Below are 13,419 nucleotides of genomic sequence, written 5' to 3' on the forward strand. Positions count from 1 at the left end.
ACTCCTCAATTTGATAGTGGCAATGCGGTGTGAATTTTGCTGAAGGCTAATTGGCGCCGAGGATGTCCACGACGAAGACGAGGTCGCCCTTCGCGTCGCCTTGACCGGCGTCGCCATAAGCGAGGTCCTTGGGGATAACCAGAAGAACCCGGGAGCCGACTGTCTTGCCGGCAAGGCCTTGCGTCCAGCCCTTGATGACGCCGTTGAGCGCAAAGCTTGCAGTCTGTCCGCGGTCGTAGCTGGAGTCGAACTTCTTGCCGCCAACAAGGTTGACGCCGACGTAGTTGACCGTCAGGGTGTCCGTTTCCTTGACGACGGCGCCCTTGCCCTTGATGAGGTCCTGGGCAACAAGACTCTGCGGAGCCTTGGCGCCGTCAACGGAAATCTGCGGAATTCCCTTGTCATCGACTTTGACCGTGGGGAGGCCTGCGGGAGGCGTGACGGTATCGCCTTCGGGCTTGTCCAGGGCCTTGGTGGCGTCCTTGACGGAAGTGATCTTGAAGACCACCAGCTGCGACGATGTGGCGGCTGTTGTTCCGCTCGCCGCGGTTCCGGGGACGGCGAAAGCGATGTCGGCGCCCACTTTCGCGCCGACCAGCGCGTTGTAGAGGACCGCGCTGCCAGTCTTGAGTTGGTCGTTCAGTTCGACCGGCATGGGTCCCGTGGTGAAGGTGTCTTCAAGGGTCTTGCCATCTTTGCCGTCGACGGCGATGTAGGCGATCTCAGCAATCTGACCGGCTTTCACTTTGTCGCCGGTGCCGTCGCTGACCAGTTTGATGGTTGGCTGCGTTACGTCAAGCGGCTTGGTGAATTCGAGGCCGGGCGCCTTCTTGTCTCCGTTGTCGGAGACCTTGAGGGAATCCAGCTTGGCGACTTCGCCGGCGGACTGACTGGTGGGCTCCGGTGCTGCTGCCGGACTTCCGCCACAGGCGGTGAGCAGCAAGAGGCCAGGGATAAGAATTGCTAGTAGACGTCGCACAAATTGAACTTTCGTCGGGGCAAAAGGAGAGCATGGCCGGGCCAGGCTCGGCCATGCACGTAGAGGCCCAATAAAGGCCAACCTCCAGAATAACCCGTGAAGCTGGGAGTCAGCCCATTGAGTCCAGCAGTGCATCTACCCGCTCGTCGACGCTACGGAAGGGGTCCTTGCACAAAATCGTCTGGTGGGCGCGGTCGTTCAACTTCAAATGGACCCAGTCCACGGTGTAATCACGGCCAAGCTCCTGGGCCCGCCGGACGAAGTCGCCGCGGAGCTTTGCCCGCGTAGTCTGCGGCGGCGCATCCACGGCGTCCTTGATGTCGGTGTCCGCCACCAAGCGCCGGGCAGCACCGCGGGACTGGATGAGGAAGAAGAGACCGCGCCTGCGGGAGATGTCGTGATAGGTGAGATCCAGCTGCGCGATCCGCGGGGAATCCAGGCCGATTCCATGGCGACGCATGTAGCCATCCATGAGCTTCTTTTTGATGGCCCAGTCAACTTCGGTGTCGATCCCACTAGTGTCGCCGCTTTCAATGGCGTTCAGCGTGCGCTCCCACAGGTCCAGGATGAGCGGCACATGGGGGTTGTGGGCTCCGTTCGATGCCACGAAGGCGCTCACTTTCGCAAGGTATTCGCGCTGGATATCCAAGGCCGTCAGTTGCCGCCCGTTGGCCAGGCGCACCAACGCCTTACCGCTCAGATCGTGGGAGATTTCGCGGATGCTGCGGATGGGATTCTCCATCCGCATGTCCCGCATGATGACTCCGGCCTCGATCATGCGCAGGAGCAGGTCCACTGTTCCCACCTTCAACAGCGCGGTGGTCTCGGACATGTTGGAGTCGCCGACTATCACGTGCAGGCGACGGAAGAACTCGGCATCGGCGTGCGGCTCATCGCGGGTGTTGATGATGGGACGGGACCTTGTGGTAGCCGAAGATACGCCTTCCCAAATGTGGTCTGCCCGTTGGGAGAACGCGAAAGTGGCACCATGGGGCGTCTTCAGGACCTTGCCCGCACCAGCGATCAGCTGGCGTGTGACGAGGAAGGGAATGAGGATCTCGGCGAGCCGCGAGAACTCCCCCCGCCGGGGAATCAGATAGTTCTCGTGGCTGCCGTAGGAGTTTCCCGCGGAATCGGTGTTGTTCTTGAACAAGTAGACCGTGCCGTTGAATCCCTCCGCCGCGAGGCGCGCCTGCGCTTCGTCTACGAGGTCATCGAGAATGAGTTCGCCCGCCCGGTCGTGGGCGATCAGCTGCGCGAGGTCGTCACATTCCGCGGTGGCGTATTCCGGGTGTGAGCCGACGTCCAGATAAAGGCGCGAACCATTGGTGAGGAAGACGTTGGAGGAGCGTCCCCAACTCACCACTTTGCGAAAAAGGTACCTGGCGACTTCCTCGGGGGCCAAGGGCCTTGAGTCCGGGCTCGAATACGAAATACCGAACTCTGTTTCTATCCCGAATATTCTCTTGTCCATCTCAGGCCTCCCCTGCCAGCAGCTGCGTGATTTCTTCTGCCCGGAGCCGCCGGAACGCCCGACGGGACCCGCGCCCGCTTTCCGGACTCCGGTCCAGCACTGCGGCCTCGACGGCGGTCCCGGGCAGGGCGTCCACGTCCTTGTCCGTGGCCAGCGCCTTGACCGCCAGGCGCAGGGCACCGGCCAAGCTCAGATCGGCCTTCCAACCGCCAGCCACGACCTCCGCTACTTGCTCGGCCAGGCCGCCCATGACCACAAACCCGTTCTCGTCGGCAATCGAACCATCAAACGTCAGCCGGTACAGATGATCCTCGTCCTGCTTGTGCCCGACCTCTGCCACCGCAAGCTCCACTTCGAACGGCTTCTGTTCCGCGGTGAAGACGGCGCCGAGACTCTGCGCATAGACACTGGCCAGTCCGCGGGCGGTGACGTCCTCGCGATCGTACGAATAGCCGCGGACGTCGGCGTAGCGGACACCGGCCTGCCGGAGGCTCTCAAACTCGTTGTACTTGCCCACCGCGGCGAAGGCGATCTTGTCGTAGATCTCACCGATCTTATGCAGGGATGGCGAAGGGTTTTCCGCCACCAAGGCGATGCCGTCCGCGCAACTGATCACGACGACGGAACGGCCCCGGGCAATGCCCTTCCGCGCGAAATCCGCACGGTCCTTCATCAGCTGCTCGGGCGAAACATAGAACTGCTGGGTCATATCAGGCCTCCCGTCCGGCAACTGCGCGCGATTCAACGATGGATCCGGCGATCGCCGCCAACTCCCGTTCGGACACCCGCCGCGCGCCGGCGCGGTTGACCGTATAAACCACCGGCCAGAGTTGGCGGACAGGATCCGGACCACCTGTGGCGGAGTCGTCGTCGGCCGCGTCATAGAGGGATTCGACGGCGACGGCGACTGCCTCGTCTTCGGTGAGGTTCGGCCGCCACAGCTTCTTCAGGGCACCACGGGCGAACACGGAACCGGAGCCGACAGAGTGGTGCTCGAATTCCTCGTATCGTCCGCCGGTGACATCGTAGGAAAAAAGCCGACCGACGCCGGCTGCTTGGTCGAAGCCCGCGAAGAGCGGGATCACGGCCAGGCCTTGCATGGCCATCGGCAGGTTTCCCCTGATCATGGCCCCGAGCCGGTTTGCCTTGCCGTCGAGGCTCAGTAGCGTGCCTTCGATCTTTTCGTAATGTTCAAGTTCCACCTGGAACAAGCGTGTGATGTCGATGGCCAGTCCCGCCGTGCCGGCAATGCCCAGGACGGAGTAGTCGTCGGCCGGGAAGACCTTCTCGATGTGCCTGCTGGCGATGAGGTTGCCCATGGTGGCGCGCCGGTCGCCCGCCATCAGGACGCCACCGGGATAGCTGAGTGCAACGATTGTCGTGGCATGGGGCGCCGGCGGAACCTGTCCCGCGGGCAGCACTTGATTGAAGGGAAGGAGTTCAGGCCTGGAGCGTTGCAGATGCTCTGTGAACGAAGACGTTGCTTGGGTGGCCAGGTGGCCGGCTGCTGGATCCTGCATTGCTGCGCTCCTTCGACTCTGACATCCGATGCCCGGCGGCCTCACGCCGGCCGGGCCCTGAGATTAGCTGGCGGCTGCTTACTGGCCGCCCTTTTGCACAAATGCCCGCACGAACTCTTCGGCGTTCGATTCGAGTACGCCGTCGATTTCGTCGAGGAGATCGTCCACGCCCTGCGTGGCGACCGAAGCCTGTGCATCCGGTGCTGCGGGCGGGGCCTCCGGGACGTCAGCCTCTGTCTCGACGTCGCGGGACTGCGGTTGCTGCTGCTCCTGAGCTGCCATTTCCTTCTCCATTCTGTCCATCCCCGGCAACGGGGACTTCCTGTAATGCCATACTGCCACGGGGCGGGCCGCTCCGCTGCGGTTTAAGGGCCTGGTTGGCGGCCTTTCATGCGCTGCCTGTTCAGGCGGGCGGGGCCGGGTCCAGTCCGAGCAATTCACGGAGGAACGCGCCCGCTGTAGCGTGCTTCTGAAAGAGCTTGCCCGTGAGTGCTTCCGTGCCGCGGAGGGGTTCCCGCGTGGGCACCCGCTGGAGTTTGCCGATACCGGGAACGTCGAAAATGACCGAATCCCAACTGGCGCCGACCACGTCCTTGCCGAAGCTGGAAACGCACTTGCCGCGGAAAAATGCCCGTGTGTCGGAGGGCGGTTCGACGACGGCGCGGTTGATGGCGGCGTCGTCGACGATTCTCTGCATGCGGTCACGGGAAAGCATTCGGTAGTAGAGGCCTTTCTCAGGCCTCACGTCAGACCATTGCAAATCGATCAGCCCCAAGCGGGCGTCGTTCCATTCCAGTCCGTCACGGTTCCGGTAGCCATCCAGCAGGGACATCTTGGCGAGCCATTCGACGGACGACGCAGCACCAGCGGGGTTGCTCCCCAGAAGCCCCAACGTCGACTCCCACCGGTCCAGGACATCCCGGGTATGGCCGTCTCCAGTGAAGGAATCGGAGACACCGCTTTCCTGGGCAAGTTTGGCGGCGGCCTCGTAATACATCCATTGGATATCCAGCGCAGTGACTCGGCGGCCGTCAAGAAGCCTGACCGTGGCAGTCAGGGAAGTGTCGTGGCTGATGGCCTGCAGTCCCGCCACGGGCTCATGCACTTCGATCTTCGGGGCTTGGCCGGCTTCGATGAGGCTCAGGACCAAGGCCGTGGTGCCAAACTTCAGGTAGTTGGACACTTGGCTCAGGTTGGCGTCGCCGATGATGACGTGCAGGCGCCGGTACTTGTCCGCCGTGGCGTGCGGCTCATCGCGGGTGTTGATGATCGGACGCCTGATGGTAGTTTCCAGTCCTACCTCGGCTTCGAAGAAGTCCGCGCGTTGACTGATCTGGAATCCGGCAGTCGAACCATCCTGGCCCTTGCCAAGACGTCCGGCTCCGCAGATGACTTGGCGAGTGACGAAGAACGGCGTCAGGCCACGAACGATCTCTCCGAAAGGCACCGAGCGCGGCATGAGGTAGTTCTCGTGGGAACCGTAGGACACCGATTTGTTGTCGGTGTTGTTCTTGTACAGGTTGATCGCTGGCAGATCGGGATCGGATGCGACCTTCCGGACGGTGGCCAAGGCGACGAGATCGCCGGCTGCGTCCCAAGCAACAATGTCGCGGGGATTCGTAACCTCGGGACTGGAGTATTCCGGATGGGCATGGTCCACGTACAGGCGCGCCCCGTTCCCGAGGACCATGTTCATCAGCAGCGAACCTGACTCGTCGCCGCCATCGGCTTCGAGTTCCTGCCGCCCGTAGGCCAGCGCAACGGCCTCTGCGTCGAGCACGGGAGGCCTGTCAGTCAGCTGGCTGGGATCTGCGGCACTGCGCTCAAGCGTCCAGCCACGTGCATCATGCAGGGGTTCTTCGTCCGTATAGTCCCACCGCGTTTCAGCGCCCCCGGCCGCCCGCTGCCTCGTCAGGTTCGCGTAGGCCTGGATGATGCGCGCGGACATCATCGTAGCGTTCGCCCCCGGTGCGGAGGGCGCGTGGATACCGTATTCAGTTTCCGAACCCATGACCCGCATGGCCCCGCCCACGGGAAGTTTCTCCGAAGGCAGGCCTTCCGGCCGGGCCGTCACAGGTACTGGCCGGTGTTGGGAGTCGTCTCGATCGACTTCCCGGGCTCCTGGCCGGCCTTGCCCTGGACGATGGTGCGGATGTACGTGATGCGTTCGCCCTTCTTGCCTGAGATACGTGCCCAGTCATCCGGATTGGTGGTGTTGGGCATGTCCTCGTGCTCGCGGAATTCGTCGACGACGGCTCGCAGAAGGTGGTCGATCCGAAGGCCCTTCTGCTGGGTCAGCAAGAGATCCTTGATGGCGTATTTCTTGGCCCGGTCCACCACGTTTTGGACCACTGCACCCGAGTTGAAATCCTTGAAGTAGAGCATCTCGGTGTCTCCATTTGCGTAGGTGACTTCGAGGTATTCATTGGATTTCTCGGTGGAGTACATGGCTTCAACAGTGCGCTGGATCATGGCGTCAACGGTGGCCTGCACGTCGCCGCCGTGTTCAGCCAGATCCGTCGGATGGAAGGGAAGGTCCGTGGTGATGTACTTTGCGAAAATATCCGCGGCCGCCTCGGCGTCGGGCCGGTTGATCTTCACCTTCACGTCCAAGCGGCCAGGACGAAGAATCGCTGGGTCGATCATGTCTTCGCGGTTCGAGGCGCCAATGACGATGACGTTGTCCAGCCGTTCGACGCCGTCGATCTCGCTGAGGAGCTGCGGGACGATGGTTGTCTCGACGTCGGAGGAGACACCCGTGCCGCGGGTGCGGAACAGTGAGTCCATTTCGTCGAAGAACACCACCACGGGGCTGCCGTCCGAGGCCTTTTCACGGGCACGCGCAAAGATCAGGCGGATGTGGCGCTCTGTTTCGCCAACGTATTTGTCAAGGAGTTCAGGACCCTTGATGTTCAGGAAGTAGCTCTTCAGGTCCACGTTGCCGGCCCGTTCGGACGCGCGGGCGGCGAGGGAGTTGGCAACGGCCTTCGCGATCAGCGTCTTGCCGCAACCCGGAGGGCCGTAAAGCAGGATGCCCTTGGGCGCCTTGAGCCCGTGTTCCCGGTACAGGTCCGGGTGCAGGAAAGGCAGTTCGACGGCGTCGCGGATCTGTTCGATCTGCGGTCCCAGGCCGCCGATATCCTCGTAGGTGATATCGGGGACCTCCTCGAGGACCAGGTTCTCGACTTCCGCCCGGGGCACCTTCTCGAGGGCGTAGCCGGTGCGGGAATCGAGCGACAGGGCATCACCGACCCGCAGGTGTACCTTCTGCAGGGCGCCTGAAAGCCTGATAACCCGTTCTTCGTCGGCCCGGCCCACCACCAGGGCCCGGTCCGTGCCAAGCATTTCCTTGAGCGTGACGAGTTCGCCCGCCCTCTCATAGCCAAGGCCAGCCACCACAAGCAGGGCCTCGTTGAGGAGGACCTCCTGTCCAACCGCCAGCTGGTTGAGGTTCACGAGCGGGCTGACGCCCACGCGCATCTTGCGGCCGGCATTGAAGATGTCAACCGATTCCTCAGTGGCCGCCTGGCCCGTGCTGCCCGCCGTCGGCTGGCGCCTGGGGTTGATTTGCAGGACGGTCCCGAAGCTGTAAGGCGGTTGGCCGTCTTGTTCGAGGGCGCCTTTGAGCCGCAGGATTTCAGCCTTGGCTGTTTCCAGCATGGTCACGAGCTTGGTGTTGTTCTGCGTGGCCGCGGCCAGCTGACGGTCGATGTGGCGCAGCTTGTCGCGAAGGATGTTTATCTGGCGTTCCGCGACAGTGAGCTCACCGGCGTCATCCACCGGTTGAATTGCCCCACCACCATGTCCCGTTTTTCCCTCAGCCACAGCCTTGTTCGATGGCTCCTCGGGTGTTGTCCGCCCGAAGTCATTGTTCGACGTATCCACGAAGCATCAGCTCCTTCCCGCTTTCTATAAATAGACCTTAGCCCTCAAAAGCGTCGGGAAACCTGTGACATCCGGAATGCGGACCAGTTTGTGATGTTTGGCTAGTGCGAGGGTGCGGGGTCGTCCTTGACATTGGTCCCGGCAATCGCATCACGTGCCGCACGGCGCAGTTTTTTGTCGGAAACAGCCCGCTCCCCCACGGCTCCCGGCGTCCAGGCGTTCAAGTCCTCTTCGCTGAACTCGGTCTTGGAAGGACGGCGCTTGACGGAGATTCCGGTGACGCCGTCCGCGAGGCGACGCGTCACCAACAGGAAGCCGGTGTGGGCAACCATGCGGTGATCGGGACGGACAGCAAGGCCCTCAAGGTGCCAACCCCGGACCATGGACTCCCAGGCGTCTGGTTCCGTAAACCGGCCGTCGGCGCGGATGGCTTCGGCAGTACGGGAGAGCTGGGTGACGGTGGCCACATAGTTGATCCACACGCCGCCGGGGGCCAGGACCGTCGCTACGGCGTCCAGGCATTCCCAGGGAGCCAGCATGTCGAGCACCACGCGGTCCACGGATCCGGGTTCCTCGCTGCGGACGACTTCCTCCTGGAAGTCGCCCAGTGAGATCTTCCACGCCGGGTGCGGTCCGCCGAAAATGGTTTCAACGTTGCCGCGGGCAATGTCCGCGAATTCTTCGCGGCGCTCGAACGAGTGGAGGTAACCGGCGTCGCCCACTGCGCGAAGCAAGGAGATCGAAAGCGCACCGGAGCCCACACCGGCTTCCACCACGCGCGCGCCCGGGAAGATGTCCGCCATGGTCACGATCTGGCCAGCGTCTTTGGGGTATACCACGGCGGCACCGCGGGGCATGGACAACACGAAGTCGGAGAGCAAGGGCCGGAGCGTCTGGTACTGCTGGCCAATGTTGTTTGCCACCACCGAGCCGTCAACCTTGCCGATGATTTCATCGTGGTTGAGGAAGCCGCGGTGCGTGTGGAAGGCGCCGCCTTCCTCCAGGGTGATGGTGTTCATCCGGCCGCGTTCGTCCGTGAGCTGGACCCGCTCCCCCACACGGAACGGCCCGCGGCGCCGTGCCGCACCAGTGGGCTGGGTGGCAGGGTTGGCGGCGGTGGCCGTGTAGTCGGCGGCGGTTTCGCTGCTCATGGGTGTTTCCTCGCTCCTGTACGGCTGGGCCGTCAATTGTTGCCACAGTTACTGCTCAGTGATGCGCACTGCCGGCCGGGTTATTTCGCGGCCGGCAGGTAACTCTACCGGGAAAGGTCCTACGGGCGCCCGCTCCGGCGGGCTACTTTACCTGTAATGGCTGTCACTACGGCCTGCTGCCGCAGCAGGCCGGTGACGGTGCCGACGTCGTCCACCACGGCATATTCGCCGCCATTAAGCTGGGCCAAATACTGGATCAGCTCCTGGCCGCTGGATGTCCGGGGCACGTAGGCGCCCTCGGCGAGCGGGGTGGAAACTGCCGTCACCAGTGTCGTGGAAACTTCCGAGGCCGGCACGGCCGCAGTTGCCACCGGATCGACGAGTCCTTGTGGCCGTCCGTCCGGTCCGCAGATCACGACGGCGGGGGTACCGTAGGGTGCCACGCGCAGGACATCCGCGACGGTAGCCGAGTTCGGGATCCCGACGGCGGGTTCGGCCAGCGCGGCGGCACTCACCAAGTGGAGGCGGCCCCGGAGCGTGGCGTTCTTGATGGCACCCGATGCGCCCATCCAGAGGAAGCTGCAGACCAAGACGGTGATGAGCATCAGGCTGAGATCGGGCGTGCTGCCGCTCAGCAAGGGCAACGCGATAAACCAAACAACCAGGACGATCACGATGACACGTCCGGCCCAACCGGCCGCTACCGTTCCCTTTTCCTGGCTGCCGGTCGCTTTCCACACCGCGGACTCCACCAAGCGACCCCCGTCAAGGGGCAAGCCCGGGAGCACATTGAAAATACCGATCAGCAGGTTGGCCCACATGAAGATGTTCGTCAGGGTGTCGCCTACCCCGGTGAACACACCGGTCTCCAGCATCAGCCAGGCTGCGCCGGCGAGGACAAAATTCGCAGCCGGTCCCGCCAAGGCAACAACCACCGAGCGGCCCGGGGAGGCGATGAAGCTCTCAAATTGCGTGTGCCCGCCCCAGAGATTCAACACGATTTTCTCGGTGGGCCATTTGAAAGCCTTGGCGCTCAACGCATGGGCCAATTCGTGCACGAGCACGGAGAGCGCAAGGAGGAGCGCGTAGGCAAAGGCAACAAGGTAGGCGCCAATTCCCAAGGAGTGGTTCCGCACGAGCAAAGCGGGTCCATAGACGATGACCGTGAACGCGGCAATGATGAACCAGGAATACGCGAGGTAGACCGGAATTCCGGCAATGCGGCCGAGTGGAATCCCGTCCTTCCTGCCGCCACGGGTGCTGTGGCCGCCATTCCGGGGAGTGCTCACCTAGTTTGCCTGTCCGAGGAGGGCGCCATCCAGCGCGCTGGCGGCCGCCCTGGCCACAACGAGTGCTTCGAGATCCGCGACCTTCCGGCCCTCAAGGGTGTCCCAGGTTGCCCTGCGGGGGTCCTCGGGAAGTGCCATTTGGTGCGGAATTCCGACTGTGACCACGCCGGACTCGATCGCTGCCGCAACTCCGGGGACGGAATCCTCGAGCGCGATGCAATGATCAGCGGTCAACCCAGGGTCTGCGTCCTGGAGTCGCTGGACGGCGGTGAGGTAAGCCTCCGGGTGGGGTTTTCCTTGGCTGACAGTGTCCCCGGTAATGAGGAATTCAAAGTACGGCTTGGGGAGGTTCGCCACGACTTCCCGGGCCATGGGGCCTTCGGACATGGTCACGAGGGCACAGCGGACGCCCGCCTGGTACAGCTCGTCAAGCAATTCCTTGGCGCCGGGCCGCCATGGCACCTCGACGCGGAGGCGGTCGATGACCTGGCCGCTCAAGATGTCAACGATCTCCCGCTTTGCCAGATTCACACCGGCCGCCTGAAGAATGCCGGCCGAATGCATCAGCGACTGTCCTACGAGCTGCATGGCTTGTTCATGGCTCCAGACGCCACCGTGGGACTCTACGAGGGCGCGTTCTGCGGCAATCCAGTACGGCTCGGTGTCCACCAGGGTGCCATCCATGTCCCATAGCGCGGCTTTGAGGAGGGGCTGGGTGGCTGAGGCATGCATGCCTAAAGTCTACGTGGAATGAAGGGAGGCAATTGTCGTTGTACGCCCGGGGCGAAGTGTGGCCACGCCGACCCCCTTAAGGCCATGCATGGGTGGCGGTCTTGGACGTAGGGTGAGTGGATGAACAGTTTGGACGGAGCCCCTGACGGACAGGCCACTCCACCGGAGCCTGAGCGCCTTCTCCAGCCTGTACCCGAGGGCCAGCGCATCACTGTGATGCTGGCGGCTTTCGAAGGCTGGAACGACGCCGGCGAGGCGGCCAGTGATTCCCTGCACTACTTGAACAAGTTGTGGCAAGGAAAGAAAGTGGCATCCGTTGATGCCGACGATTACTACGACTTCCAGTTCACCAGGCCGACGGTACGACGTACCGCGGCCGGAACCCGCAAAGTGAAATGGCCTTCCACCCGCCTCTACAAGGCCAGCGTCCCGGACAGCAATGTGGACGTGGTGTTCGTGCTCGGCACCGAGCCTTCCTACCGCTGGCGTGCCTACACTGCCGAGCTTCTGGTCCATGCCGAAACGCTCAAGGTTGACTACGTCGTGCTGATTGGTGCCCTCTTGGCTGATGTCCCGCACAGCCGGCCGATCCCCGTCAGCACCACGTCGGATGACAGTGGGCTGAGGCAGCGCTTGAACCTGGAGGCCTCACAGTATGAGGGGCCGGTGGGCATTGTCGGGGTCCTGGCCGAGTTCGCCCTGCTTGCGGGTCTGCCCACGGTATCGCTGTGGGCAGCCGTACCGCACTATGTCGCGCAGGCGCCCTCGCCGAAGGCACAACTGGCCATTTTGAACAGGATCGAGGATCTTCTCCAGGTGCCGCTGGAAACGCATGCATTGAGCGAGGAAGCGGAGGCGTGGGAGCGCGGCGTGGACGAGCTGGCCACCGAGGATCCGGAAATCGCCGCCTACGTCCGGCAGCTCGAAGAAGCCAAGGACACGGCCGACCTTCCCGAAGCAAGCGGTGAATCCATCGCCCGCGAATTCGAGCGCTACCTCAAGCGCCGGGGCAAGGATAAGCCCTGACGGCTTCCCGCCAGGGCTTATCGACCACTTGCCCGGCAGAAGCCCGGTTCGGCTTTCGGTCCAAGAGCTTACTTAGAGTTCGACGCCAAGCAATCCGTTGACGGCGTCGCTCACCAGCGCGGTGTCCAGTGCGCAAGGCTTCGCGTTGGAATGTTCGCTGAGGGCTGCTGCCGCCCAGGCATCGACGGCGGCGATCGCGCCGGGAGCGTTGAGATCGTTGGAAAGCTCGGCGCGCATCCGTGCCAGCAGCTCAGCGGCTGTTCCCTCCGGTGCGATGTCGCGGGCGGCGCGCCACGTGTTGAGCCGCGCCTTGGCCTGCGCGAATCCTTCATCGGTCCAGGACCAATCCGAGCGGTAGTGGTTGGCCAGGATCGCCAAGCGGATTGCCGCGGGTTCCTCCCCCGCGGCGCGAAGCTTGGACACAAGCACCAGGTTGCCCTTGGACTTGCTCATCTTTTCGCCGTCCAGGCCCACCATTCCAGCGTGGGCATAATGGTGCGCCAGGGGTACGCCGCTGAGCGAATACGCGTGTCCGGCACCCATTTCGTGGTGCGGGAAGACCAGGTCCGAGCCGCCGCCCTGCACAGTGAAGGGAGCGGGCAAGTACTTCTGGGCGATGACCGTGCACTCAATATGCCAACCGGGCCGTCCGTCGCCCAGGCTCGCACCGGGCCAACTCGGCTCGCCGTCGCGGGCAACGCGCCACAGCAAAGGATCGAGGGCGTTGCGCTTGCCGGAACGGCCGGGGTCTCCACCGCGTTCGGCGAAGAGTTCCAGCATTTCCACTTCACCGAGACCTGAAATATCGCCTAACGTCCAGGCATCCGGACTGTCCGAGCGCTTGCCTGCGGCCTCGACGTCGTAATAGACATCACCGTCAGGCTCACCGTCGGTGCCGTGCACCCGATAGGCGAGCTCGTCCGCGATCAGTTGTTCAATCGCCGGGACAATCATCGGGATCGCCTCGACGGCCCCGATGTAGTAGTTGGGAGCCAGGACGTTCAGGGCGTCCATGTCAGTCTGGAAAAGTTCAATCTGGCTGGCAGCCAGCTCGCGCCAGTCCACGCCCGTGGCGGTGGCGCGCTCCAGGAGGGGATCGTCGACGTCGGTGACATTCTGGACGTACGCGACCCGCTGGCCGCTGTCCCGCCACGCCCGGTTGAGAAGGTCGAAGGCGACGTAGCTGGCCGCGTGTCCCATGTGTGTGGCGTCGTAGGGCGTGATGCCGCAGACGTACATGGATTGCTCGGCGCGCGGCTCGACGTCCACCAAGGCCTTCAGGGCGGTATCAAACAGCCTCAGTTGGGGCATGCTGCCGGGCAGTTCAGGCACAGGGCGGGAGGTCCACGATTTCACAGCCTCA

General features: G+C 63.3%; 12 protein-coding genes. 1 reads left to right on the forward strand and 11 read right to left on the reverse strand.

Annotation, left to right across the window (positions count from 1 at the left end; all coding sequences use genetic code 11):
- Window positions 1-46: 46 nt before the first annotated feature.
- The 10 genes from ACX5I4_RS11585 to ACX5I4_RS11630 all read right to left on the reverse strand — a co-directional run bounded on the left by ACX5I4_RS11585 (window position 47) and on the right by ACX5I4_RS11630 (window position 11,030).
- Window positions 47-979: an FKBP-type peptidyl-prolyl cis-trans isomerase gene (locus tag ACX5I4_RS11585; RefSeq protein ID WP_461836791.1), complete on the reverse strand. Its 933-nt coding sequence runs from the start codon at window positions 977-979 to the stop codon at window positions 47-49.
- 109 nt (window positions 980-1,088) lie between these two features.
- The gene (gene pafA / locus ACX5I4_RS11590; protein ID WP_461836792.1) at window positions 1,089-2,453 is read right to left on the reverse strand and encodes a Pup--protein ligase; all 1,365 of its coding nucleotides are present in this window, start codon (window positions 2,451-2,453) and stop codon (window positions 1,089-1,091) included.
- Window position 2,454: 1 nt separating this feature from the next.
- On the reverse strand, window positions 2,455-3,162 hold the full coding sequence (gene prcA, locus ACX5I4_RS11595) for a proteasome subunit alpha (RefSeq protein ID WP_461836793.1): 708 nt from the start codon (window positions 3,160-3,162) through the stop codon (window positions 2,455-2,457).
- 1 nt (window position 3,163) lies between these two features.
- Window positions 3,164-3,973, reverse strand: a complete 810-nt coding sequence (prcB, locus tag ACX5I4_RS11600) for a proteasome subunit beta (RefSeq protein ID WP_461836794.1) — start codon at window positions 3,971-3,973, stop codon at window positions 3,164-3,166.
- A gap of 78 nt (window positions 3,974-4,051) precedes the next feature.
- Window positions 4,052-4,255 (reverse strand): ubiquitin-like protein Pup, encoded by a 204-nt coding sequence (locus tag ACX5I4_RS11605; RefSeq protein ID WP_461836795.1) that lies wholly within the window; start codon window positions 4,253-4,255, stop codon window positions 4,052-4,054.
- 121 nt (window positions 4,256-4,376) lie between these two features.
- Window positions 4,377-5,993: a depupylase/deamidase Dop gene (dop, locus tag ACX5I4_RS11610; RefSeq protein WP_461838703.1), complete on the reverse strand. Its 1,617-nt coding sequence runs from the start codon at window positions 5,991-5,993 to the stop codon at window positions 4,377-4,379.
- A gap of 50 nt (window positions 5,994-6,043) precedes the next feature.
- Entirely contained in the window at window positions 6,044-7,798 is a 1,755-nt protein-coding gene (gene arc, locus ACX5I4_RS11615; protein ID WP_461838704.1) for a proteasome ATPase, read from the reverse strand.
- 161 nt (window positions 7,799-7,959) lie between these two features.
- Window positions 7,960-9,009: a tRNA (adenine-N1)-methyltransferase gene (locus tag ACX5I4_RS11620; protein ID WP_461836796.1), complete on the reverse strand. Its 1,050-nt coding sequence runs from the start codon at window positions 9,007-9,009 to the stop codon at window positions 7,960-7,962.
- A gap of 119 nt (window positions 9,010-9,128) precedes the next feature.
- On the reverse strand, window positions 9,129-10,298 hold the full coding sequence (locus ACX5I4_RS11625) for a site-2 protease family protein (RefSeq protein ID WP_461836797.1): 1,170 nt from the start codon (window positions 10,296-10,298) through the stop codon (window positions 9,129-9,131).
- Complete coding sequence (locus ACX5I4_RS11630) at window positions 10,299-11,030, reverse strand: HAD family hydrolase (protein ID WP_461836798.1); 732 nt, start codon at window positions 11,028-11,030, stop codon at window positions 10,299-10,301.
- A gap of 120 nt (window positions 11,031-11,150) precedes the next feature.
- Here ACX5I4_RS11630 and ACX5I4_RS11635 point away from each other — a divergent pair, with 120 nt between their 5' ends.
- Entirely contained in the window at window positions 11,151-12,056 is a 906-nt protein-coding gene (locus ACX5I4_RS11635) for a PAC2 family protein (RefSeq protein WP_461836799.1), read from the forward strand.
- 72 nt (window positions 12,057-12,128) lie between these two features.
- Here the strand turns inward: ACX5I4_RS11635 and mshC are convergent, their stop codons facing one another.
- Window positions 12,129-13,412, reverse strand: a complete 1,284-nt coding sequence (gene mshC, locus ACX5I4_RS11640) for a cysteine--1-D-myo-inosityl 2-amino-2-deoxy-alpha-D-glucopyranoside ligase (RefSeq protein ID WP_461836800.1) — start codon at window positions 13,410-13,412, stop codon at window positions 12,129-12,131.
- Between the last annotated feature and the right edge of the window lie 7 nt (window positions 13,413-13,419).

The organism is Arthrobacter sp. MMS24-S77 (assembly GCF_054888235.1).

What these genes read in the sequence shown, in the direction of transcription:
- ACX5I4_RS11605 (WP_461836795.1), bottom strand. Translation starts at nt 4,255, where the DNA reads ATGGCAGCTCAGGAGCAGCAGCAACCGCAGTCCCGCGACGTCGAGACA.
- ACX5I4_RS11620 (WP_461836796.1), bottom strand. Translation starts at nt 9,009, where the DNA reads ATGAGCAGCGAAACCGCCGCCGACTACACGGCCACCGCCGCCAACCCT.
- dop (WP_461838703.1), bottom strand. Translation starts at nt 5,993, where the DNA reads ATGCGGGTCATGGGTTCGGAAACTGAATACGGTATCCACGCGCCCTCC.
- prcB (WP_461836794.1), bottom strand. Translation starts at nt 3,973, where the DNA reads ATGCAGGATCCAGCAGCCGGCCACCTGGCCACCCAAGCAACGTCTTCG.
- prcA (WP_461836793.1), bottom strand. Translation starts at nt 3,162, where the DNA reads ATGACCCAGCAGTTCTATGTTTCGCCCGAGCAGCTGATGAAGGACCGT.
- ACX5I4_RS11630 (WP_461836798.1), bottom strand. Translation starts at nt 11,030, where the DNA reads ATGCATGCCTCAGCCACCCAGCCCCTCCTCAAAGCCGCGCTATGGGAC.
- ACX5I4_RS11635 (WP_461836799.1), top strand. Translation starts at nt 11,151, where the DNA reads ATGAACAGTTTGGACGGAGCCCCTGACGGACAGGCCACTCCACCGGAG.
- pafA (WP_461836792.1), bottom strand. Translation starts at nt 2,453, where the DNA reads ATGGACAAGAGAATATTCGGGATAGAAACAGAGTTCGGTATTTCGTAT.